Here is a 23,325-nt window from a genome sequence, read left to right as displayed (position 1 = left end):
ACCGGACCGCGCGCCCGCCGCGATCGAAGCGCCACGGCGCGGCGCGGGGGACAAAACGGGCTCAACCGGCGCGGAGGCGAGCCGGTGCGCCGCGCCCCTCTTGGCGGCCGCGACCTTGCTCGACCTTGCCGCCCGCCCGGCCACGCCGGACGGAACCGGGTCATGCGCCGTGGACGGTGGCGACGATCGCGGCGCGGAGGCGGGTCAGGGCGGCGCGGCGGGCGCCGGACAGTGACGGTTCGTGCGTGACCGTGGCGGCCTCCACGGCCGCGCCGCGGGGCAGGTCCGCGGTGGCGTCACGGATGGCGTCGACGAGCACCGGCCCCCACGTGCCGCCGACGACGACACGGCCCGGGTCGGCCAGGGCGACGACCGCGGCGACGACCCCCGCCACGGCGACCGCGATCGTGCGGCGGTTCACGGCGGCGAGCGGCGACGGCGCGGCAACCGCGGCCAGCAGGGCGTCGGCGTCGATCGCCGTGGATCCGGGCAGGCGCAGGCCGAGTCGGCCGAAGACCTCGATGAGCCGGACCGCCCGGCCGTGCGGGCCGGTGGTCACGACGTGGGCGATCTCCCCCGCCAGGCCGGTGCGGCCCCGGGCGACCTCACCGTCGCCGACGATCGCGCAGCCCAGCCCCTCGCCCAGGTGGAGGTAGGCGAAGTCCGGGCCGGCGTGCTCGGCCTCCGCCCGCGCGGCCCAGTTGACGTCGTTGTCGACGGTCACCGGCCCGGCCACGTACGGCCCCAGCAGCGCGACCGGGTCGAGCTCGCCGACCAGGAACGGGGCGTCGGGCAGGTGAACCAGGCGGCCGGTGGCACGGTCGACCGGGTCCGCGGCGCTCACCACCGCCAGCCGCGGCAACCAGCCACGCTCCGCCACACCCACACCCACACCCACACCCGCAGCCGGATCGCCCGCCCCGCGCCCCGACGTGGCGATCGCCGCCCCCGCCCCGCGCCCGGAGGCGGCGGTCGCGGCGCCCGCGACGCGGGCGGGCACCGCGGGATCGCCGAGCTCCGCCGCAACCGCGGTCGCGCCGCCCGCCGCGCGGCCGGAGGCGGCCGATCCGGTGAACTGAGCGGCGACTGCCGAGGTGAGCTGGGCGGCGACGGCGGTCAAGGCGGCGGCGACGCGGTCGGGGGCGGTGGGGCGGCCAAGGGTGCGCTCGGCGCGGGCCACGACGTCGCCGTAGGCGTCGACGGCCTCGCCCACTACGCCCGACGGGGCGATCGTGAGGGCCAGGGCCGTGCCGGTGGCCGGGGTCAGGGCGTAATAAGAGCCGACGCGGCCCCGGCCACGGCCGCCGGGGGTGCGCTCGCCGGTGTCCTCGACCAGGCCGCGCTCGGCCAGGCGGCGCACGCTCTCGCCCGCCGTCGGCTTCGACAGGCCGGTCTCGGCGGCGAGCTCGGCGCGGGTCAGCCGGCGGCGCCGCATCAGCGTGTGCAGCACCTGCTCGTCCGTTGCCGAGCGGACCAGGTCCAGCGTGGGAAGGGGCACGTGCCGATTCTAGTCAAGAGCCTTGCCTAGAAGGTCTGCCGGGCGTACCGTCCAATCAAGTAAAGAGTCCTGACTGGAAGGAGGCGCCGTGTCCGCCGCACCCGCCCTGCCGCACTGGGAAGAGACCCCGGCCGATCTGCCGGGCGCGATCCGCGAGGTCAAGGCCGCGATCCGGGCGCGCATCGCCGCGTCCGGGCGCAGCGTCGAGGAGGTGTTCGCCGCCGTCGAGGAGCGGCTCGCCGCCGAGGTCGAGGCGGTCGAGGCCGAGCTCAAGAACGGTGAGCAGGTGTGGCCGGAGATCGACTACGCCGACCTCGCGGCCGGCCGGATCGGCGCCGACGTCGTCGAGCGGCTGCGCCGGCGCGGGTGCCTGGTCGTGCGCGGGCACTTCGAGCGCGAGCAGGCCCTGGAGTGGGACCGCGACATCGTGCGCTACGTGGAGGGCAACCGGTTCTTCGAGCGGTACCGTGGGCCCGGCGACGACTTCTTCGGCAGCGTCGGTTCGCGGCCCGAGATCTACCCGATCTACTGGTCGCCGGCGCAGATGCAGGCCCGGCAGAGCGACCGGATGGCCACGGTGCAGGCGTTCCTCAACCGGCTGTGGACCTACGACTCGCAGGGCGAGCGGTGGTTCGACCCGGACCGTGACTCGCTCTACCCGGACCGCATCCGCCGCCGGCCGGAGGGCGCCGACTCGGGCGGGCTCGGCACGCACCTCGACCCCGGCACGCTGGACCTGTGGATGACGAGCGCCTACCAGCGGGCGTTCCGGCACCTGTTCGACGGCAGCGTGGAGCGCTACGACCCGTGGGACGCCGCGTTTCGCACCGACGGCCCGCAGTATCCGGGCACGACGATGTGCTCCGCGTTCCGGACCTTCCAGGGCTGGACCGCGCTGTCGGACATGGACCACGACCAGGGCGTGCTGCACACGGTGCCGATTCCCGCCGCGATGGCGTACCTGATGCTGCGCCCGCTGCTGCCCGACGTCCCCGAGGACGACATGTGCGGCGTCACGGTCAACCAGGTGTTCCCGGCGAGCGAGCGCTGGCACTCCCTGCTGCTGCGCGCCCTGGCCGGCATCCCCGACGTGCGCGCCGGCGACTCGGTCTGGTGGCACTGCGACATGATCCACAGTGTCGCGCCGGTGCGGGACCAGCGCGGCTGGGGCAACGTCATGTACATCCCGGCCGCCCCGTGGTGCCCGCGCAACGAGCACTACGCGGCGTCGGTGCGCGCGGCGTTCGAGACCGGCTCCAGCCCGTCGGACTTCCCCGAGGAGCACTACGAGCGCACCTGGCCGGACCGGTTCGGCCCCGCCGATCTCAACGCGACCGGCCGCCGCGGCCTCGGCCTCCCGGCGTAGTCCCGTCCGGGACGCGCAACACGACCGCGCGATGGAGCACCCGAGCCGGCGGCGGCATCGCGGTGCTCGTCGCGCGTGGTGCGCCGCCGGCGACGTCGTTGCCGGGGTCGCCGCCGGCATCCCCGCGCGGGCCGATGGACCCGCGCGGGGTCGTTTGGGCGCCGGTGGCGCGGGTAGCGGCGCGCCATGGACATCGCCGTGCTCGGCATGGGCACCATGGGTCGCGCGATCGCGATGCGGCTGCTGCAGGGCGGCCACCGCGTGACGGTCTGGAACCGCTCCCCCGCCAAGGCGGACGAGGTCGTGGCCGCCGGCGCCCGGGAGGCCCGCACGGTCCCCGAGGCGGTGGCGGGTGCCGAGGCCGCGATCACCATGCTGGCCAACGACGAGGCGGTGCGCGCCGTGGCGCTCGGGGAGCTACGCCCGGCCACCGGCGAGGGCCTCGTCTACATCGACTGTTCGACGGTGTCGCCGTCGTTGAGCGCCGCGCTCGCCGAGGCTTTCGCCGGGCGGTTCCTGGCGATGCCGATCGTCGGCAATCAGGTCGCCGTGCGCGCCGGGCAGGCGGTATTGCTGGCCGGCGGCGACGCGGCGGTCGCCGAGCGCGTGGGGCCGGTGCTGGACGCGCTGTCGTCGCAGGTTCGCCGGTACGGCTCCGCGCCGCTGGCCGGTGCGGCCAAGCTGGCCACGAACCTGCTGCTGTTGTCGGATGTCGTGGCGCTGGCCGAGTCGTTCGCCGTCGGCCGGTGCGGCGGGCTCTCCGACGACCAGCTGCGGGAGCTGCTGGCCGACAGCCCGCTGGTGGCGCCGGGCGTGCGCAACCGGTTCGAGGGCGTGCTGAGCGGCGAGCAGGAGCCGTGGTGGACGACGGCGCTCGGCGCCAAGGACGCGGGCCTCGCGCTCGACATGGCGCGCGCGGCCGGCGTCGAGCTGCCGGACGCGTCGGCGGTGCAGCGGCGCTACCTGACCGCGGCGGAGTCCGGGCTGAACCGGGCCGACATCGCCGCCGTCGCCCGCCTCTACCCCACCGCCGCGACCGCGGGCCGCCGCGCATAACCCCGCCCACGGTGCCGCACCGCCCCGGCGGAGTCGGCTCCGAACCGGTCCAACGACAACGCGACATTCCGGCATCGCGCCGGCCCTGCCGCTGCTCGCCGGTGGGAACCAACCGCCGGCGTCGCGTCACGGGCGGGTCGGAGTCGCCGGCCGTCTCCGACGCGGCGGCGGCGCCGCCCGCACGAGCGCGGCGCGGAACGTTCACTGTGCGCCCCCTCACCGCATCAGCCACTACCAGATGCCTATTTATCCGACATTTCGTATATGCGAGGTCGGGCGTAGCCTGCCACTCCGCACCAATCGGCGCGGCCGAGCGGACGAATGTCTCCGTGATCATGATCCCTGCCGCGGCCGCACCACGGGTTTCTCATGATCCCGGAGACTTCTGGTACACAGGGGTACATCACCACTCCGTGATCACGAAAAACCGTTGGTGTCGCTGGCGGATGCGCATGATCACGGAGACTTTTGGTCGCATGCGCCGCGCTCCGCCCCGAGGCGTGCGGCGCCCGCCGCGTGGAACGTGATCGCGAATCGCGCCCGCCGTGCGTCTCGGCACGCGGGGCCCGGGCACACCTGCCGCGGGCACCTGCCACCAGCGCACCTGCCGCGGGCGCACCTGCCGCGGGCGCACCTGCCGCGGGCGCACCTGCCGCGGGCGCTCGCTCGTTCAGGCTGCGGGCACCGGCCGCGCGCACACCGGCCGCGGGCACGCCTGCCGCGAGCACGCCTGCCGCGGGCGCACCTGCCGCGGGCGCTTGCTCGTTCAGGGCGAGCCGGGCCGTCGACACGATCGCGACATATACGAAATGTCGGATAAATCCGGCCACGGAGTGGCTGGATTTATCCGGGGCTTGGCACGGCGGGCGTGGCAGCGCCGGGGCGCCCGTTCAGGGCAGGCCCGGTGCGGTGTCTCGCGGGAGGAACGGTCGGCAAGTGACGCGGCCCGAGTCAGCCTAAAGCGTGGTCAAGGTTGAAGGCGGCGCTGATGAGCGCGAAGTGCGTGAATGCCTGGGGGAAGTTGCCCAGCTGCTCGCCGGTGCGGCTGATCTGCTCGGCGTAGAGGCCCACGTGGTTGGCGTAGCTGAGCATCTTCTCGAAGGCCAGCCGCGCCTCGTCCAGGCGGCCGGCCCGGGTGAGCGCCTCGACGTACCAGAACGAGCAGACCGAAAAGGTGCCCTCCGCGCCGCGCAGGCCGTCGGGGCTGGCGGACGGGTCGTAGCGGTAGACCAATGAGTCGGAGACCAGGCCGGCGCGCAGCGCGTCGAGGGTCTCCAGCCATTTTCGGTCGGTCGGCGCGATGAACTTGGTCAGCGGCATCATCAGCACGGCCGCGTCGAGCACGTCGTCGCGCTCGCCGATGTGCTGGACGAATGCGTGCCGGCGCGGTGACCAGCCCTCGCGCATGATCTGGCGGTAGATCGTGTCGCGGGCCTCGCCCCAGCGTAAAAGGTCCGCGGGCAGGCCGCGGTGGTGGGCCATTCGCATCGCGCGCTCGATCGCGACCCAGCACATCAGCCTGGAATACAGGAAGTTCCGGCGGCCGCCGCGGGTCTCCCAGATGCCTTCGTCGGGCTGGTTCCAGTGCGCGCACACCCAGTCGACCACCTCGCAGACCCGGTCCCACTGGTCGCTGGAAATTGGTCTGCCCCACTTGTCGTACAGGTAGACCGAATCGATGAGCGCGCCGTAGATGTCCAGCTGCAGCTGGCCGGCGGCGGCGTTGCCGACGCGGACCGGGGCCGAGCCGCGGTAGCCCGCCAAATGGTCCAGCTCGCGCTCGGTCAGGTCGGTGCGCCCGTCGATGCCGTACATGATCTGCAGCGGGCCCTCGGCGCCGCGGACCGGGCCGACGTTGCGGTCCAGGAAGGTCATGAAGGCCTCGGCCTCGTCGGTGAAGCCCAGCCGCAGCAACGCGTAGACGCAGAACGCCGCGTCGCGGATCCAGACGTACCGGTAGTCCCAGTTGCGCTCGCCGCCGAACTGCTCGGGCAGGCTGGTCGTCGGAGCGGCGACGATCGCGCCGGTCGGCGCGTAGGTGAGCAGCTTGAGCGTGAGCGCGGAGCGGTGCACGGTCTCCCGCCACCGGCCCCGGTACCGCGACTTGGACAGCCAGCGGCGCCAGAACGCGACCGTTGCCGCGAACTCCCGCTCGGCCTCGGCGAGCCGGCAGCCGCGGGGCGGGACGCCGTCCTCGATCCGGTCCAGCGCGAGCACCGCCGACTCCCCCTCGGCCAGCCGGAACCCGGCGGTCGCGTCCGGGCCGTCGAGCTCGACCGGCACGCTGGCGCTCAGCGCGAGGGTCAGGTCCGGCGCGGCGAAAACGGTCAGGTCGTCCCGCCGGGAAACGGTATGCGGCCGCTCGCCGTAGTCGAACCGCGGCGCCACCCGGGCCCGGAACCCCATCTCGCCGCGCACGCAGACCACCCGGCGGATGAGCCGGTGCCGGCCGCCCTCGGCGCCGCGGTCGGTGACCGGCATGAAGTCCTGGACCTCGCCGACGCCGTCGTCGGTGAAGAACCGGGTGATGAGCACGTTGGTGTCGGGGAAGTAGAACTGTTTGGTCGTCGCCGGCACGTCGGCGCCGAGCCGGAACGCGCCGCCGCGCTCGGCGTCGAGCACGGCGGCGAAGACGCTCGGCGCGTCGAAGCGGGGGCAGCAGTACCAGTCGATCGTGCCGTCCGTGCCGACCAGCGCCACGGTGCGCAGGTCGCCGATCAGCCCGTGATCGGCGATCGGCAGGTAGCAATCCACGGTCAGCCCAGCGAGACCGGGAATCGCTCCCAGACCCGGTGCGTGGCGAGCAGCCGCTGGACCTCGCCGAAAGCACGGGAGGCCGAATCCGCGCTCACGACCCCGGTCGTGCCGGCCACCCCGGACTCCTCCAGCACCGAGATCCCCGGGCCCCAGGCGGCGATCGCCTTGGCGTGCCGCCAGCACTCGTCGACCATCAGCAGCACACGCGGGTCGACGGAGACGGACTCGGCCGCGCCCGCCTTCGCGTCGCGGGCCGGCAGGGCGTCCGGGGCGGGCGGCGGCGCCGCGGCGATGAGCAGCGCGTCGTACTCCACCGACCGCGCGGTGGCGAAGCTGCGCTGCAGCGGGATCTCGCCGATCGTGCCGCCGTGCGGGGCGATCAGCAGCGGCACCATGCCGGCGCCGAAGACGGACAGCCGCAGCTCGGCGAGGCCGGCCTGGTCGGTGCCGCTGCCGTCGGCGACGACGATCCCGATGACGCGGCCGTCGGCCGGCCACTCCTGGCCCAGCTGCGACAGCGCCGGGCTGGGCGCGACGTCGGCGAGCGGCAGCGTCGCCTTCGGCGCCGGCAGGCCGAGGCCGGCCGCGACCTGCTCGCCCAGCACCGGGTCGATGTTGGCCAGGCACTCCAGCTGCCGCTCCTTGACCGCTTGGTGGAAGCACTTGCCGAGCTCGAAGGTGTAGGCGGCGACGATGTGCTCCCGCTCCACCGGCGACATGCTCAGCCAGAACAGGCGCACCTGGCTGAAGTGGTCGTCGAACGAGGCCGGCGCGGCCCGCACCTTGGGCGCCTCGGCCACCGTGACGGGCACGTCGAGGAAGGCGTGCTCGGCGTCGCCGGCGGTGAACGGGTTGCCGCCGTCGAGCGAGTTCGGGCGGTACGGCGCGACGCCTCCGTGCACGGCGTGCTGGTGGAAGCCGTCGCGGAGCATGTCGTTGACCGGCGCGTGCGGCTGGTTGATCGGGATCTGCGCGAAGTTCGGCCCGGCGAGGCGGGTGAGCTGCGTGTCCACGTAGGAGAAGAGCCGGCCCTGCATCAGCGCGTCGTTGGTGGCGTCGATACCCGGGACCAGATGGCCGACGTGGAACGCGACCTGCTCGACCTCGGCGAAGAAGTTCGTCGGCGTCCGGTTGAGGATGAGCCGGCCGACGGGCTGCACCGGCGCCAGCTCCTCCGGCACGATCTTCGTCGGGTCGAGCAGGTCGATGCCGGCGAAGGTCTCGTCGGGCGTGTCCGGGAACAGCTGCACGCCCAGCTCCCACTCGGGGAACGCGCCGGCCTCGATGGCGTCGTAAAGGTCGCGGCGGTGGAAGTCGGGGTCGAGCCCGCCGAGCAGCTGGGCCTCCTCCCAGGTGAGGGAGTGCACGCCGAGCTTGGGCTTCCAGTGGAACTTCGCGAGCGTCGTGGCGCCGGCCTCGTCCACCAGCCGGAAGGTGTGGACGCCGAAGCCCTCCATGGTGCGGAACGAGCGGGGAATGCCCCGGTCGGACATGTTCCACATGGTGTGGTGCTGCGCCTCGGTGTGCAGCGACACGAAGTCCCAGAACGTGTCGTGGGCGCTCTGCGCCTGCGGGACCTCGCGGTCGGGGTGCGGCTTGGCGGCGTGGATGACGTCCGGGAACTTGATCGCGTCCTGGATGAAGAAGACCGGGATGTTGTTGCCGACGAGGTCGAAGGTGCCCTCGTCGGTGTAGAACTTGGTGGCGAAGCCGCGGGTGTCGCGCACCGTGTCCGCCGAGCCGCGCGAGCCCAGGACTGTGGAGAAGCGGACGAAGACCGGCGTCTGCCGGCCCTCCTTGAGGAACCCGGCCCGCGTGACGCGCGCGGCGGTCCCGTAACCGATGAACACGCCGTGCGCCCCCGCGCCGCGCGCGTGCACCACCCGTTCCGGGATCCGCTCGTGGTCGAAGTGGGTGATCTTCTCCCGCAGGTGGTGGTCCTGCAGCAGCACCGGTCCGCGCGGCCCGGCCTTCAGCGAGTGGTCGGTGTCGCGCAGCCGCGCCCCCTGCGCGGTGGTGAGCAGCGCACCCTGCTGGGCGAACGCGGGCGCCGGCGCCCCGGTCTCGGCCCCGGTCGGGGTCCGGGTCTGCGGCGCCGCCTGCTCCGGCTTGGGCGGCGCCGGCTCCCGTGGCGCCGTCGGCTCCGCGACCGGCGGCTCGGCGATACCGGGCGCGCCGGGCACCTCGGGCGTCAGCGCGTCGGCGAGCTTCGTCCGGGCCGCCTCGATGACGTCCTTGACGACCTTGGCGGGGTTGTGCCGTTCCATGTGCTGCGTCCCTCCGGCGGCGACGGGTGCCTGCGCCGACCCGCTACCCGACCCCTCAAGGGGCAAACAACGCCGCTGTTCGCCGGTTCGGCCGGCGGCGGGCAGGATGGAGGCATGACCACGAACCGAGGACGCGTCCGGGTCGAGCCGGGCGCCAAGCGGGTGCGCGCCTACCTGGGTGGCGTGCCGGTCGCCGATACGGTCCGCCCGCTGCTGGTGTGGGAGCGGCCGTATGCCCCGACGTACTACTTCCCGGCCGCCGACGTGCGCACCGACCTGTTGACGCCCGACGGCGCGACCGGGCACTCCCCCAGCCGGGGCGACGCCGCGCAGCTGACCGTCAAGGCCGGCGACCGGACCGCACCCGGCGCCGCGCTGCACTACGCCGACTCGCCGATTCCCGAGCTGCGCGAGCACTACCGCCTGGAGTGGGGCGCGATGGACGCCTGGTTCGAGGAGGACGAGGAGATCTTCGTCCACCCCCGCGACCCGTACACGCGCGTCGACATCCTGGCCAGCTCGCGACGGGTGCGGGTGGAGCTCGACGGCGTGGTGGTGGCCGAGTCGGGCGCGCCGCGGCTGCTGTTCGAGACCGGGCTGCCGGTGCGGTACTACCTGCCGAAGCCGCACGTGCGGATGGACCTGCTGGAGCACACCGACAGCTCGACGGGCTGCCCGTACAAGGGCACGGCGGAGTACTGGTCGGCGCGGACCGGGGAAACGGTCCACACCGACATCGCCTGGTCCTACCGCACGCCGTTGCCGGAGAGCCGCCCGATCGCCGGCCTGGTCTGCTTCTACAACGAAAAGGTCGACCTTTACGTCGACGACGTTCCACAGCCGCGGCCCTGACGCATCCGGGCGGCGTCACGCGGGAGCGTGCTTGACAGCGGAAGTTTGTTTGTGTGTACTGACTTACATGCGAAGCACCGCCGAGGCCCGACGGGCCGTCGTGCTCGACCGGGCCGTCTCCGCGTTCGCCCGCAACGGCTACCACGCGACACCGGTCACGGCCGTGGCCGCGGCGGCCGGCATCTCCGAGGCGTATGCGCTGCGGCTGTTCTCCGGCAAGCAGGGGCTGTTCGTGGCCGCCGTCGAGGCGTGCTACGAGAAGATCCTGGCCACCCTGGAGGCCGCGGCCGAGGCGGCGCCCGACCGGGAGCCGGCCAAGCTGCTGGAGTGGCTCGGCGACGCCTACGCGGAGCTCATCGCCGACCGCGACCTGCTGCTGTTCCAGGTTCACGCGCAGAGCGTGAGCGACATCCCCGAGGTCCGCGCGGCGGTGCAGGCCGGCTACAAGCGCCTGGTGAGCTTCCTGCGCACCACCGCCGACGCCGACGACCAGCAGATCCAGCAGTTCGTCGCCTACGGCCAGCTCTGCCACCTGATCGTCACCGCCGGCCTGGACGGCGTGGACGAGTCGTGGGCGCGCGCCCTCACCAACGGCATGCGGCACGTGCCGTGAGCCGCGCGCCGTTTTTGTGACCAATTTTGTCAGTGAGTGCACACTTACAAACCGAGAGGGAGTCGTCCGTCATGAGCCAGCTCACCACCACCCGGATCGTCCTGCCCGGCATCGTCGAGCCCGAGGAGTTGCTCGTCCGCGAGAGCGCCCTGGCCGCCCCGGGCCCCGGCCAGGCCGTGGTGCGCGTCGAGGCCAGCGGCGTGTCGTTCGCCGAGCAGCAGATGCGCCGCGGCAAGTACTACGACCAGCCGCCGTTCCCCTTCACCCCCGGCTACGACCTGGTGGGCCGGGTCGAGGCGGCCGGCCCCGGCGTCGACGAGGCGCTGATCGGCACCCGGGTCGCCGCCGTGACGAAGACCGGCGCCTGGGCCACCGCGGTCGCCGTCGACGCCGGCGACCTGGTCCCGGTCCCCGACGGCGTGGACCCGGCCGCCGCCGAGACGGTCGTGGTCAACGGCGTCACCGCCTGGCAGATGCTCCACCGCACCGCACAGGTCCGCCCGGGCGGCACGATCCTGGTCCTGGGCGCCAACGGCGGCGTCGGCTCCACCCTCACCCAGCTGGCCCGCCACGCCGGCATCCGGGTCGTCGGCACGGCCTCGCCGCGCCACCACGACGCGGTCCGCGCGCTCGGCGCCGAGCCGCTGGACTACCGCTCCCCGGACCTCGCCGCACAGGCCCGGGCCCTGTCGCCGGGCGGCTACGACGCGGTGTTCGACCACGTCGGCGGGGCCGGCATCGCCGACTCGTGGCGGCTGGTCGCGCGGGGCGGAACGCTGGTCTCATACGGTACCGCCGCCACGAAGAACGACGCCGGAAACGCGCGCCTGCCCGTGCTGGGCCTGTTCGCCCGCCTGCTGTGGTGGAACATCCTGCCCAACGGCCGCGGCGCGCACTTCTACAACCTGTGGGCCGGGCGCCGCGACCGCGCCCGCTTCCAGGCCCGGCTGCGCAGCGACCTCACGTCGGTCTTCGCGCTGCTGGCCGACGGTTCGCTGACGGCGCAGGTCGCCGCCCGCATCCCGCTGGAGCGCGCCGCCGAGGCCCTGCGCCTGGCCGAGTCCGGCACCGTTGCCGGCAAGGTCGTCCTGGTCGCGTGAGCGCCCGGCGCACCGGACCGGAGCACCGGCACAACGGTCAGAGGACGTCGGGGTCCAGGTCGCGGGTGGTGGCGTCCAGCGAGCGCAAAAGGTCCAGCCGCGGCCCGACCGCGGGCAGTTCGAACCGGAAGAAGTACCGGGCGGCGGCGCGCTTGCCCGCGGCGAACGGTCCGGTCGCGGCGCCGACCGCGACCAGTTGGTCCAGCCAGATCCAGGCGACGACCAGATGGCCGGCCGCCTCCAGATAGGCGGTGGCGTTGCTCAGGGCGATCCGCGGATCGCCGGCGCGCCACAGGGCCTGCGTGACATCGAGCAGGTCGTCGAGGACCCGGCCCAGCTCGCCGGCGTAGGTCGCGGCGTCACCGCCCGCGGCCGCGGCCCGGCCGATCGTGTCGCGCACGGCCGCGGCGAGCGCGGCCAGGGCCCGGCCGTCGTCGCGGACCGCCTTGCGGCCCAGCAGGTCGAGGGCCTGGATGCCATGCGTGCCCTCGTGGATCGCGTTGAGCCGGTTGTCGCGGTAGAACTGCTCGACCGGGTGGTCGCGGGTGTAGCCGGCGCCGCCGTGGATCTGGATCGCCAGGTCGTTGGCGGCCAGGCACCACTGCGCCGGCCACGACTTGACGATCGGGGTCAGGATGTCGAGCAGGTCGTGGGCGGTGCGGCGCTCCGCCTCGCCGGGGGCGGTGCGCTCCTCGTCGATCAGCCGCGCGCAGTAGAGAACCAGGCCGAGCGCGCCCTCCGCGTAGGACTTCTGGGCCAGCAGCATCCGGCGCACGTCGGGGTGCTCGACCAGCGGCACCGGGGGCGCGGCCGGATCCTTGGCGCCCAGCGGGCGGCCCTGGACGCGCTCGCGGGCGTAGTCGAGGGCGTGCAGATATCCGGTGTACCCCAGCGCCATCGCGCCGGCGCCCACACTGATGCGCGCCTCGTTCATCATGTGGAACATCAGCGCCAGCCCGGCGCCCTCCTTCCCGACCAGGAAGCCGACCGCGCCGGGGTGGCCGCCGGGCGTCCAGGCGCCCTGGCCGAAGGCGAGCACGGTGTTGGCGGTGCCGCGGTAGCCCATCTTGTGGTTGAGCCCGGCGAGCGCGACGTCGTTGCGCTCCGCCGGGCGGCCCCGCTCGTCGAGCAGGAACCGCGGCACGATGAACAGCGAGATCCCCTTGACCCCGGCGGCCGCGCCGGGGGTGCGGGCCAGAACCAGGTGGACGATGTTCTCGCCGAGCTCGTGGTCGCCGGCCGAGATCCACATCTTGGTGCCGGTGATCCGGTACGTGCCGTCCGGCCCGCGCACGGCGCGGGTCGTGATGTCGGTCAGCGACGAGCCGGCGTGCGGTTCGGACAGGCACATGGTGCCGAACCAGCGGCCCTCGACAATCGGCCGGGCGTAGGTCTCGGCCTGCTCGCGGGTGCCGTGCGCGGCGACCAGGCTCGCGTTGCCCTCGGCCAGGAACGCGTAGGAGTACGCGCTCAGGCAGGCCGCCTGGAACCACGCGCCGCACGCGGCCCGCACGGCCAGCGGCAGCTGCAGGCCGCCGAGGTCGTCGTCGAAGACGGCCGAGGGCAGGCCGGTCTGCGTGTAGGCGGCGACCGCCTCGGCGACGCCGGGCGCGAGGACCACCCGGCCGTCCGCGTCCACCTCGGGCTCGCAAAGGTCCGTCGCGCGGTTGATGGGAGCGAACCGTTCGGTGGCGACCTGCTCGCTGAGGTCGAGCAGCGCGTCGAAGGTCGCGCGGTCGTGCTGTGCGAACCGGTCCCGCTTGGTCAGCTCCTCGACGCGCAGCCACTCGTACAGGCAGAAATCGAGATCCGGCCGGGACATGATCAGCGAACGAGCCATGCCAATAGGCTGCCCCACGGCCACCCAAGAGCGCAACATTTTTGTTGAGTGTTGCAGACCGCTACGATCGGCGCATGACCGAACCGGCCGTCGTCTCGACCCGGCCCCGCGCCGCGTTCCCGGAGGGGCGCGCCGGGGACGCGTTCCGGCTGGCGCGGCGGCGGTTCATCGCCGGCGAGCGGCTGGACATGAGCCAGCTCGCCGGCGAGCTCGGCGTCGACCGGGTGACGCTGTTCCGCTGGGTCGGCAACCGTGACCAGCTCACCGCGGACGTCATCATCTCGCTGGCCGACCCGACCATCCGCCGGGCCGCCGAGGCCGCGAAGGGCGCCGGCGGTGCGCGGATCGCCGCGGTCGCGGGCGACTACGCGCAGGTGCTCATCGACTCGCCGTTCTTCCAGACGTTCGTGCGCCGGGAGCCGGAGCGCTCGCTGCGCCTGCTGACCTCGGCGGCCAGCCCGGTGCAGCGATTCATCGTGCGCTCGTTCGAGTGGCTGCTGGAGCGCGAGCGCGACGGCGGGGCGCTCGAGCACACGATGGCGCTGCACGACCTGGCGTACCTCATCGTGCGGATCATCGAGTCGTTCATCTATTCCGACATCATCATCGGCGAGCCGCCCGACGCCACGAAGGTGCGCGCCGCCATCGCCGCGCTGCTGCACGCCGACTAGTCCGGCGGCGGGGGCAGGCCCAGCGCGTTGCACCACAGGCGGTTGGCGGTGGCGACCAGCGTCTCGTAGGGCACGTCGGCCGGCACGAAGCCGGAGACGAAGTACGTGTACGCCAGGCGGCTGAGCATGCCCGACAGCGCGCGCGAGGCGACCATCGGGTCCAGCGCCGGGTCGGCCCGGCCCTCGGCCTGCAGCCGGGCGATGCTGCGCGCGTTGCGGTCGATGAACACGTCGGCCCGGTCCTCGCGGATCTTGACGAACCGCTCGCTGGTCGCCGCCACCTGCTCCAGCACGCCCATGAGGGCGGCGTTGCGCCGGTACGCCTCCAGATAGGCCCGGTTGCTGGCCGCGATGACCGCCGACGCGTCCCCGGCGTCCTCGACGTGCGGCAGGCCGGGGTGCAGCATGTCGTCGCGCACCTGCTCCAGCACCGCCTCGAGGATGTCCTCCTTGGTGTCGAAGTACGTGTAGAAGGTGCCCGCCGCGCAGCTCGCCTCGGCGGTGATGTCGACCAGCCGCGAGTCGAGGAAGCCGTCGCGCTCGAAGACCACCCGGGCCGCCGCGACCAGCGCCGCCCGGGTGCGCGCGCCCCGGGCGGTCTGCGGCGGCGGCCGGTGCGCGGGCGGCTGCGGTTCCTGGTCAGCGCGGCGTGGCATGCGTTCGTTCTACCGGAACGCCGCCGGGCGCGCCGCCCGACCGGCCGCGCGGCGTCGCGGCGGTCACAGGCGTACCAGCATCTTGCCGACGTTGCGGCCGGCCATCAGGTCGAGGAACGCCTGCGCGGCCTGATCGATGCCCTCCACCACGGTCTTACGGTTGACCAGCGCGCCGCTGCGCAGCCACTCGGCGGCCCGCGCCTGGTACTCCGGGCGGAGGTCGGCGTGGTCGAAGACGATGAAGCCGCGCAGCGTGAGCCGCTTGGAGATGGCCAGGGCCAGGTTTGCCGGGCCGGCCTGCCGCCCGGTCGCGTCGTACTGGGAGATCGCCCCGCACAGCGCGACCTGCCCGCCGGTGCGCAGGGCCGCCAGCGCCGCCTCCAGGTGCTCGCCGCCGACGTTGTCCAGGTAGACGTCGATCCCGTCCGGGGCGACCCGGGCCAGCCCGCCCGCGAGGTCCCCGGCCCGGTAGTCCAGGGCGTGGTCGTAGCCGAACTCCTCGACGAGCAGCCGGCACTTCTCGGCGCCGCCCGCCGAGCCGATGACCGTGGCGGCCCCGAGCGCGCGGGCGATGCCCCCGGCGACGCTGCCGACGCCGCCCGCCGCCCCCGAGACGAAGACCACCGAGCCCTCGCGCACCGCGGCGATGCGGGTCAGCGCGACGTACGCGGTCAGTCCGGTCAGCCCCAGCACGCCCAGATGGTCCGCCGGGTCGCCCGCCGCCGGGTCGAGTACGGTCGCGTCCGACGCCGCCAGCAGGGCGTACTCGCGCCAGCTGAGCTGGTGCAGCACCACGGCGCCGACCGGCACGGACGGGTCGGCCGACGCGATGACGGTACCGACCGCGTTGCCCGACATCGGCGCGTCCAGCGCGAAGCCGTCGATGTAGGTGCGCACGCCGCGCATCCGCCCGCGCATGGCGGGATCCACCGACATCCACGCGTTGCGGACCAGCACCTGCCCCGGGCCGGGCTGCGGCACCGGTACCCGCCGGATCTCGAAATTCTCCGGCCGGGCCGGCCCGACCGGGCGGGACACCAGCCATACCTCGCGGCCGGTCAGCGTATCCTCCATCGACGAACTCCTCTCCTCGCGGCGGCCAGGCCGCCGGCTGCCGCCGGCCGCGCGAACGACCGGACGTTGACGGTGTGACCCAGGTCATGCATGCTGTGCAACACATCGTTCATTCGTTGCATTTCCGGGAGACACACAAGGGGTGAACCACCATGACGGACGTTGCGGGAACCTGGGACCACCGCTTCGACCGGCTCGCCGACGAACTCGCGGCGAACGTGGACAAGGGCGTCGAGGTCGGCGCCGGCTTCGTCGTCAACATCGACGGCACCGACGTGGTCGACCTGTGGGCCGGCTGGCAGGACAAGGACCGGACCCGGCCGTGGACCCGCGACACGATCGTCAACGTCTGGTCGAGCACCAAGACCGTGACCAGCCTGGCCGCGCTGCTGCTGATCGACCGCGGCGAGCTCGACCCGCACGCGCCGGTGCACCGCTACTGGCCCGAGTTCGCCGCCGGCGGCAAGGAGGGCGTGCTGGTCCGCCACCTGCTCAGCCACACCTCCGGCGTCCCGGCGTTCGAGCAGCCGTACACCCCGCAGGTCGCCTACGACCTCGCCGTCTCGACCGCGAGGCTGGCCGCCCAGCCGCCGTGGTGGACGCCCGGCAGCGCGTCGGGTTACCACGCGAGCAACTACGGCCACCTGATCGGCGAGGTGGTCCGGCGGGTCTCCGGCCGCGGGCTCGGCCAGTTCGTGCACGACGAGATCGCCGGCCCGCTCGGCGCCGACTTCCAGCTCGGCGCGGCCGAGCACGACTGGCCCCGGGTGGCCGAGATCGTTCCGCCGGAGGTACGAGCCGACGTCGACACCACCGGGCCGATCGACGAGGACAGCGTGTTCTACAAGACGCTGGCCGGCTCGGTCAGCGACCCGCTGATCGCCAACACGCCGGACTGGCGGCGCTCCGAGAACGGCGCGGTCAACGGGCACACCAACGCTCGCGCGATGGCGCTGATGCTCTCCGCCCTGGCCCTGGACGGGGTCAGCTCGTCCGGGGTACGCCTGCTCTCCCCCGCCACCATCGACCTGATCTTCGACGAGCAGGCCAGCGGACCGGACCTGTTCCTCGGCCTGCCGCTGCGCTGGGGCATCGGGTTCGCCCTGCCGTCGGCGGGCGTGCCGTTCGTGCGCGGCGAGCGGACCTGCTTCTGGGGCGGCTGGGGCGGCTCGCTCATCATCATGGACCTCGACCGGCGCCTCACGATCAGCTACATGATGAACCAGATGCAGCCGGGCGTCATCGGCTCCGACGTCTCGGCCGCCTACGTCGACACCATCTACGAGTGCCTCGGCGCGACCGGCTGACACCATCGCCCTACTCCCCGGCCTGCGGCGGCAGGCCGGGGAAGGCGGGCGGCCGGCGCTGCAGATGGCTGCGCACGCCCTCGGCGAGGTCGGGGCCGGCGAACGACACCGCCATGCGCCGGTCGGCGTCGGCCACGGCCGCGACGAGATCGGCGTCCAGCGCGGCGTACACCTGCGCCTTGATCTGCGCCATCGACCACGGCGAGCAGGCCTCGGCGAGCCCGCGGGCGTAGCCGACGGCCGCCTCCAGCAACTCGTCGCCGTCGACGACCCGGTCGACCAGCCCCATCGCGAGCGCCTCGGCGCCGGTGACGATCCGGCCCGACAGCAACAGGTCCAGCGCCCGGCTGAGCCCGACGACGCGCGGCAGCAGCCAGGCGATGCCGTACTCGGCGATGAGCCCGCGCTGCGCGAACGAGGTCGTCAGCTTGGCCTGCGGGGTGGCGAACCGCACGTCGCAGTACAGCGCCTCGACCAGGCCCAGGCCGGCGGCCGCACCGTTGATGGCGGCGACCATCGGCTTGCGCAGGCTCAGCGGGCGGGCCCGCGGGCGGATCCGCGCCGGGACGAGGCCCATCTCGCCCACCGCCGCGAGGTCGTCGAGGTCGGCGCCGGCGCAGAAGCCGCGCCCGGCGCCGGTGAGCACGATCGCCCGCACGTCCGGATCGCGCTCGGCCGCGTCGAGGTGGTCGAAGTACCGCTCCTCGAGCGCGTCCGTCCAGGCGTTGAGCCGCTCGGGCCGGTTGAGGGTGAGCACCAGCACCGGCCCGCGGCGCTCGGCGAGCACGGGATTCGCATCGGTAGGCATACCTCGCCGCCTCACAGGACCTCGAAGAGGCCGGCGGCGCCCATGCCACCGCCGACGCACATGGTGATCACGACCCGGCGGGCGCCGCGGCGGCGGCCCTCGATGAGCGCGTGGCCGACCATGCGGGCGCCGCTCATGCCGTACGGATGGCCGATCGCGATGGCGCCGCCGTCGACGTTGCACCGGTCGGGGTCGATGCCCAGCGCGTCGCGGCAGTACACCGCCTGGGCGGCGAAGGCCTCGTTGAGCTCCCACAGGTCGATGTCGTCCACCCGCAGCCCATGGCGGCGCAGCAGGGCCGGCACGGCGGTCACCGGGCCGATGCCCATCTCGTCCGGCGCGCAGCCGGTCACGGCCAGCCCCAGGTACGCCCCGAGGGGCGCCAGCCCGCGCCGCTGCGCCTGGGCCGCCTCCATGAGCACCACCGCGGCGGCGCCGTCGGACAGCTGCGAGGAGTTGCCCGCGGTGACGCTCGACGCCGCCGCCACCGTCCCGTCGGCCAGCACGGTCCGCAGGCGCCGCAGGTCCTCCGGGGTGGTCGCCGGGCGGTTGCCCTCGTCGCGGGTCAGCTCCACCGGTTCGTGCCGTTCCGCCCCGGTGTCCGGATCGACGAGCCGCCTAGTGCTCGGCAGCGGCACGATCTCCGCGTCGAACCGGCCGTCCGCCTGGGCCCGGGCGGTGCGCCGCTGGGACTCCAGCGCGAACTCGTCCTGCCGCTCCCGGCTCACGCCGTAGCGCTCGGCGACGATCTCGGCGGTGTGCAGCATGGGCAGATACAGGCCGGGCCGGTTGGTGCCGAGCCAGCCGTCGGTACCGCGATGGCCGTTGCGGTGCTCGTTCTGCACCAGCGAGATCGACTCGACACCGCCGGCAACGACGACGTCCATGCCGTCGACCACGACCTGCTTGGCGGCGGTCGCGATCGCCATCAGCCCGGAGGCGCACTGCCGGTCGACGGCCATGCCGGGCACCGTCTCGGGCAGCCCGGCCCGCAGCGCGGCCTGCCGGCCGATGTTGAACCCGGACGTGCCCTCCTGCATCGCACAGCCGAGCACCACGTCCTCGACCTCCGCCCCGTCGAGGCCGGCCCGCGCCACGGCGGCGCTGACGGCGTGCCCGGCGAGCTCCTGCGCCGAGGTGTCGTTGAAGGCCCCGCGGTACGCCTTGCCGATCGGGGTCCGCGCGGTGGAGACGATGACCGCCTGCCGCATAACCACTTCCTTCCTGCGTTGTCAGCTGGTCGGTCCCGCTCAGCCGCGGGCCGCGGACCGGTCCTTGATCAGCGCGCGGGCCAGGGCACCGGTGTGCACCTCGTCGGGGCCGTCGGCGATGCGCAGGCCGCGCACGCCGGCGGAGTACCGGGCGAGCGGGAAGTCCTGCGAGACGCCGGCGGCGCCGTGGACCTGGATCGCCTTGTCGAGGATCCACTCGACCACCCGCGGCGTCGCGATCTTGATGGCCTGGATCTCCTTGTGCGCGGCCCGGTTGCCGGCCTGGTCCATGAGCCATGCGGTCTTGAGGACCAGCAGCCGCAGTTGCTCCAGGCGTACCACCGAATCGGCGATCCATTCGCGGATCACGCCCTGCTCGGCCAGCGGCCGGCCGAACGCGACCCGGGCCGACGCGCGGTCGATCATCAGCTCGACGGCGCGCTGGGCCGTGCCGATCGCGCGCATGCAGTGGTGGATCCGGCCCGGGCCGAGGCGGGCCTGGGCGATACCGAAACCGTCGCCCTCGGTGCCCAGCAGGTTGGCCGCCGGCACGCGCACGTCGGTGAAGGCGATCTCGGCGTGGCCGCCGTGGTCGCGGTCGTCGTAGCCGAACACCTGCAGCGGGCGCACGACGGTGACGCCGGGGGTGTCCCGCGGCACCAGCACCATGGACTGCTGGCGGTGCCGGGGCGCGGCGGGATCGGTCTTGCCCATCACGATGAACACCGCCGCGGCCGGGTTCATCGCACCGGTGGTCCACCATTTACGACCATTGATTCGGTACTCGTCGCCGTCGCGCTCGATCGACGTGCCGATGTTGGTGGCGTCGGAGGATGCGACGGCCGGCTCGGTCATCGCGAAGCCGGAGCGGATCCGCCCGTCCAGCAACGGTTCCAGCCACTCCTTGCGCTGCTCGGGCGTGCCGAACTGGTGCAGGATCTCCATGTTGCCGGTGTCGGGGGCCGCGCAGTTCGTCGCGACCGGGGCGATGGCGGGGCTGCGCCCGGACAGCTCGGCCAGCGGCGCGTACTGCAGGTTGGTCAGCCCCGCGCCGGCCTCCCCGGGCAGGAAAAGGTTCCACAGCCCGCGGCCGCGCGCCTCCGCCTTGAGCTCCTCGACGACCGGCGGTGGTCCCCACGCGCCGGGCCGTTGCCGCAGTTCGTCCTCGAAGCGCTCCTCGGCCGGGTACACGCACTCGCGCATGAAGGCGTCCATCCGGGCGATGAGGTCGGTGGTGGTCTGGTCGAAGCCGAAGTCCATGGCGGGCTCCTTTCAATTGGTTGCGGGTCGCGCCGGCCGGTGCGCCCGCCGGGCCCGGGTGAGCACGGCGGACCGGTCGATGTCGCGCTTGAGCAGCTTGCCGGTGGCGCCGCGGGGCAGCGCGTCGACGAAGTGGTACAGCCGGGGCACCTTGTAGACCGCGAGCCGCTCCTCGAGCCAGGCCCGCAGCCCGTCCGGGTCGACCGGCCCGGCCACGACGAGCACCGCCGCGACCTCCTCGCCGAGCCGCGGGTCGGGCACGCCGATCACGGCCGCCTCCCGCACCTCGGGGTGCTCGTACAGCGCCTCTTCGACCTCGCGCGGGTAGACGTTGTAGCCGCCGCGGATGATCATGTCCTTCTTGCGGTCGACGATCCACAGGTAGCCCTCGTCGTCCATCCGGCCGAGGTCGCCGGTGCGGAACCAGCCGTCGCGCAGGACCTCGGCGGTGTCCTGCGGCCGTCCCCAGTAGCCCTGGCCGACCGCGGGCCCGTGGATCGCGACCTCGCCCACCGCGCCGCTCGGCAGCGGTTCGCCGCCGTCGTCGAGGATGGCCAGGCGCAGGCCGGGCACGGCCGGGCCGACGCTGCCCTCCTTCGCCGGCCACGCCGGGTCGCGCAGCGCGCCGGCGGACGCGGTCTCGCTGAGCCCGTAGCCGTCGAGAATCTCCGGACCGAACCGGTCCCGGAACGCCCGGGCCACCTCCAGCGGCATCGCCGCCCCGCCGGAGCAGGCGGCCCGCAGCCCGGCCAGTTCCTCGCGCCCAACGCCGGTCGTCGCGTGCAGCATCTCCAGCCACATCGTCGGGACGCCGGAGACCATGGTGAGCCGGTGCCCGGCCGCCATCGCCAGCAGCCCGGCCGCGGAGAACGGCCGCAGCAGGGACATCCCGGCGCCGGCGCGCAGCGCGGTGAGCAGGACCCCGACCTGGCCGAACACGTGGAACAGCGGCAGCGCGGTGCCGATCCGGTCCTCGGCGGTGATGCTCAGCAGGCCGCAGTAGGCGTCCGCGGCGGCGGAAAGGTTGCCGTGGCCCAGCATGGCGCCCTTCGGCCGGCCGGTCGTGCCCGAGGTGTACAGCAGGACGGCCAGGTCGTCGTCCGCCCGCTCCGCCGGGAGCACGTCGCCGCCGGGCGGCGCTTCGGCGAGCGGCAGTGTCCACAGTGGTGTCCCGGTCGCCTCCGCCGCCGGCCCCAGTCGCCCGGTCACCTCGGCGTGGGCGACGGCCAGGGCGCAGCCGGCGTCGCGCAGGAAGTACTCGAGCTCGGCGGGCGCGCACTGGGTGTTCACCGTCACCGCGACCGCGCCCCGGGCCAGGATGCCCAGGTAGGCCGCGACGAAACCCGGCTCCGTCGGCGCGCACAGCAGCACCCGGTCTCCGGCGTCGATCCCGGCCCGCGCGAGCCGGTCGGCGAACGCCGCCGAACGCCGCACGAGCTCGCCGTAGGACCACGTGATCTCCGGGGTGCGCACCGCCGGCCGGTCGGGTGCGGCCGCGGCGTGCGCCCAGATGGCGGCGACCGCATTCGTCATACCCCGCACATTAGTTGAAGTTGAATTCGGACTCAAGTGTGCTTACGATCGCCGCCATGGACATCGCCAGGCTGTTCTCGCTCCACGGCCGCGTCGCCCTCGTCACCGGCGGCTCCCGCGGCATCGGCCGGATGATCGCCGAGGGCTTCCTCGCCCAGGGGGCGAAGGTGTACATCTGCGCCCGGAAGGCCGCGCAGTGCGACCGCGCCGCCGCCGAGCTCACCGCCATCGGCCACGGCGAGTGCGTCTCGCTGCCGGCCGACCTGTCCACCCTGGCCGGCATCGACGACCTCGTGACCCGCCTCCGCGAGCGCGAGCCCCACCTGGACATCCTGGTGAACAACGCCGGCGCGGCGTGGGGCGCGCCGTTCGAGCGGTTCCCCGAGAGCGGCTGGGACAAGGTGATGACGCTCAACGTGAAGTCGCCGTTCTACCTGACCCAGCGGCTCACCCCGATGCTCGCCGCGGCCACGGCGGACCACCTGGCCAAGGTCGTCAACGTCGCCTCGATCGACGGTCTGGTGATCATCCCCGGCGAGACGTACTCGTACCACGCGAGCAAGGCCGCGATGGTCCACCTGACCCGCCAGCTCGCCCTGCGCCTGGTCCGCGACCGGATCGTGGTCAGCTCGATCGCCCCGGGCGCCTTCGCCACCGAGATGAACCGCGAGGTCCGCGACGCTCCCGACGAGGTGAGCCGGCGCGTGCCGCTGGGTCGCATCGGCGTCGCCGAGGACATGGCCGCCGCCGCGATCTACCTGGCCTCCGCGGCCGGCGACTACGTGGTCGGCTCGACCATCACCGTGGACGGCGGCGTCGCCATCGCCCGCTGACCACCATCCGGTCCGTCCGGTCGGGCGGATCCGGTCCGGCCGGCGGACCGCGATCCGGGCGGGGCGTGCGCGGTACGGTCTGACCATGGCACGCAAAATCGCAACCAATGAGCGGGTGGACCGCGCCGCGCTGGTGGAGTTCCTCGCCAAGCGCCACCACGGCATCGTCATCACCAACCGTGCCGACGGCCGGCCGCAGGCCTCGCCGGTGAGCTGCGGGGTGGACGCCGAGGGCCGCGTGGTCGTCTCGACCTACCCGGAGCGCGCCAAGGTGAGCAACCTGCGCCGCGACCCGCGGGCCTCGGTGCTCGTGCTGTCCGACGAGTGGAACGACGCCTGGGTGCAGGTCGACGGCACGGCCGAGGTCCTCGACCTGCCCGAGGCGCTGGAGCCGCTCGTGGAGTACTACCGCTGCATCGCGGGCGAGCATCCGGACTGGGACGAGTACCGCGCGGCGATGGTGGCGCAGGGCAAGTCGCTGATCCGCATCACGGTGGAGCGGTGGGGGCCGGTCGCCACCGGAGGCTTCCCGGCCCGCCTGGCCTGACCCGGCAGCGCCCGGCCCACCGCGTCACGACCGCCCGAGGCCGCGCAGGTCCCCCGCGCCTCACGCCACCGTGAGG

The 23,325-nt window shown here is 73.6% G+C and carries 19 protein-coding genes; 9 read left to right on the top strand and 10 right to left on the bottom strand.

Features of this window, described 5'->3' with window-relative positions:
* Positions 1–160 precede the first annotated feature (160 nt).
* Positions 161–1,498, bottom strand: coding sequence for an ROK family protein (locus ACQPXD_RS26490; protein WP_432843129.1), 1,338 nt, complete (start codon positions 1,496–1,498; stop codon positions 161–163).
* Positions 1,499–1,586: 88 nt separating this feature from the next.
* Between ACQPXD_RS26490 and ACQPXD_RS26485 the strand changes: the two genes are divergently transcribed.
* Complete coding sequence (locus ACQPXD_RS26485; protein WP_432843127.1) at positions 1,587–2,864, top strand: YbiU family protein; 1,278 nt, start codon at positions 1,587–1,589, stop codon at positions 2,862–2,864.
* 186 nt (positions 2,865–3,050) lie between these two features.
* The gene (locus ACQPXD_RS26480; RefSeq protein WP_432843125.1) at positions 3,051–3,920 is read left to right on the top strand and encodes an NAD(P)-dependent oxidoreductase; all 870 of its coding nucleotides are present in this window, start codon (positions 3,051–3,053) and stop codon (positions 3,918–3,920) included.
* Positions 3,921–4,871: 951 nt separating this feature from the next.
* On the opposite strand, the gene ACQPXD_RS26475 is transcribed toward ACQPXD_RS26480, so the two are convergent.
* Positions 4,872–6,674 carry a glycoside hydrolase family 15 protein gene (locus tag ACQPXD_RS26475; protein ID WP_432843123.1) on the bottom strand — a complete coding sequence of 601 codons (1,803 nt, stop codon included), beginning with the start codon at positions 6,672–6,674 and terminating at the stop codon, positions 4,872–4,874.
* A 2-nt stretch (positions 6,675–6,676) separates the two neighbouring features.
* Positions 6,677–8,944, bottom strand: coding sequence for a catalase (locus tag ACQPXD_RS26470; RefSeq protein ID WP_432843121.1), 2,268 nt, complete (start codon positions 8,942–8,944; stop codon positions 6,677–6,679).
* 114 nt (positions 8,945–9,058) lie between these two features.
* On the opposite strand from ACQPXD_RS26470, the gene ACQPXD_RS26465 reads away from it, so the two are divergent.
* From ACQPXD_RS26465 to ACQPXD_RS26455, 3 genes are all read left to right on the top strand, one after another.
* On the top strand, positions 9,059–9,796 hold the full coding sequence (locus ACQPXD_RS26465) for a DUF427 domain-containing protein (protein WP_432843119.1): 738 nt from the start codon (positions 9,059–9,061) through the stop codon (positions 9,794–9,796).
* A 67-nt stretch (positions 9,797–9,863) separates the two neighbouring features.
* The gene (locus tag ACQPXD_RS26460) at positions 9,864–10,409 is read left to right on the top strand and encodes a TetR/AcrR family transcriptional regulator (RefSeq protein ID WP_432843117.1); all 546 of its coding nucleotides are present in this window, start codon (positions 9,864–9,866) and stop codon (positions 10,407–10,409) included.
* Positions 10,410–10,480: 71 nt separating this feature from the next.
* Positions 10,481–11,509, top strand: coding sequence for a medium chain dehydrogenase/reductase family protein (locus tag ACQPXD_RS26455; RefSeq protein ID WP_432843115.1), 1,029 nt, complete (start codon positions 10,481–10,483; stop codon positions 11,507–11,509).
* Positions 11,510–11,546: 37 nt separating this feature from the next.
* On the opposite strand, the gene ACQPXD_RS26450 is transcribed toward ACQPXD_RS26455, so the two are convergent.
* A complete protein-coding gene (locus tag ACQPXD_RS26450; RefSeq protein WP_432843113.1) occupies positions 11,547–13,349 on the bottom strand; it encodes an acyl-CoA dehydrogenase in 1,803 nt (600 codons plus the stop codon).
* Between the two features lie 74 nt (positions 13,350–13,423).
* Between ACQPXD_RS26450 and ACQPXD_RS26445 the strand changes: the two genes are divergently transcribed.
* A complete protein-coding gene (locus ACQPXD_RS26445) occupies positions 13,424–14,020 on the top strand; it encodes a QsdR family transcriptional regulator (protein ID WP_432843111.1) in 597 nt (198 codons plus the stop codon).
* Here ACQPXD_RS26445 and ACQPXD_RS26440 read toward each other — a convergent pair.
* Both ACQPXD_RS26440 and ACQPXD_RS26435 read right to left on the bottom strand, forming a co-directional pair.
* Positions 14,017–14,676 (bottom strand): TetR/AcrR family transcriptional regulator, encoded by a 660-nt coding sequence (locus ACQPXD_RS26440; protein ID WP_432843109.1) that lies wholly within the window; start codon positions 14,674–14,676, stop codon positions 14,017–14,019. The genes ACQPXD_RS26445 and ACQPXD_RS26440 overlap by 4 nt on opposite strands.
* A gap of 63 nt (positions 14,677–14,739) precedes the next feature.
* On the bottom strand, positions 14,740–15,750 hold the full coding sequence (locus ACQPXD_RS26435; protein WP_432843107.1) for an NADP-dependent oxidoreductase: 1,011 nt from the start codon (positions 15,748–15,750) through the stop codon (positions 14,740–14,742).
* 152 nt (positions 15,751–15,902) lie between these two features.
* Here ACQPXD_RS26435 and ACQPXD_RS26430 point away from each other — a divergent pair, with 152 nt between their 5' ends.
* Positions 15,903–17,057, top strand: a complete 1,155-nt coding sequence (locus ACQPXD_RS26430) for a serine hydrolase domain-containing protein (RefSeq protein ID WP_432843105.1) — start codon at positions 15,903–15,905, stop codon at positions 17,055–17,057.
* Positions 17,058–17,067: 10 nt separating this feature from the next.
* Here ACQPXD_RS26430 and ACQPXD_RS26425 read toward each other — a convergent pair whose 3' ends face one another.
* Genes ACQPXD_RS26425 through ACQPXD_RS26410 form a run of 4 tightly spaced genes read right to left on the bottom strand, consistent with a single transcriptional unit; the run spans position 17,068 to position 21,869 of the window.
* Complete coding sequence (locus ACQPXD_RS26425; protein ID WP_432843103.1) at positions 17,068–17,865, bottom strand: enoyl-CoA hydratase-related protein; 798 nt, start codon at positions 17,863–17,865, stop codon at positions 17,068–17,070.
* An 11-nt stretch (positions 17,866–17,876) separates the two neighbouring features.
* The gene (locus ACQPXD_RS26420; RefSeq protein WP_432843101.1) at positions 17,877–19,076 is read right to left on the bottom strand and encodes an acetyl-CoA C-acyltransferase; all 1,200 of its coding nucleotides are present in this window, start codon (positions 19,074–19,076) and stop codon (positions 17,877–17,879) included.
* Positions 19,077–19,115: 39 nt separating this feature from the next.
* A complete protein-coding gene (locus ACQPXD_RS26415) occupies positions 19,116–20,336 on the bottom strand; it encodes an acyl-CoA dehydrogenase family protein (protein WP_432843099.1) in 1,221 nt (406 codons plus the stop codon).
* Between the two features lie 12 nt (positions 20,337–20,348).
* The gene (locus ACQPXD_RS26410) at positions 20,349–21,869 is read right to left on the bottom strand and encodes an AMP-binding protein (protein ID WP_432843097.1); all 1,521 of its coding nucleotides are present in this window, start codon (positions 21,867–21,869) and stop codon (positions 20,349–20,351) included.
* A gap of 62 nt (positions 21,870–21,931) precedes the next feature.
* Between ACQPXD_RS26410 and ACQPXD_RS26405 the strand changes: the two genes are divergently transcribed.
* Both ACQPXD_RS26405 and ACQPXD_RS26400 read left to right on the top strand, forming a co-directional pair.
* Positions 21,932–22,702, top strand: coding sequence for an SDR family oxidoreductase (locus tag ACQPXD_RS26405; protein ID WP_432843952.1), 771 nt, complete (start codon positions 21,932–21,934; stop codon positions 22,700–22,702).
* Positions 22,703–22,787: 85 nt separating this feature from the next.
* On the top strand, positions 22,788–23,249 hold the full coding sequence (locus tag ACQPXD_RS26400) for a PPOX class F420-dependent oxidoreductase (protein WP_432843095.1): 462 nt from the start codon (positions 22,788–22,790) through the stop codon (positions 23,247–23,249).
* Positions 23,250–23,325 lie beyond the last annotated feature (76 nt).

It is taken from the genome of Dactylosporangium sp. CA-092794 (genome assembly GCF_050948465.1).
Taxonomy (GTDB): Bacteria; Actinomycetota; Actinomycetes; order Mycobacteriales; family Micromonosporaceae; genus Dactylosporangium.
The sequence above is the reverse complement of the archived record's forward strand: the minus strand, read 5'-3'. Positions and strand labels throughout refer to the sequence as shown.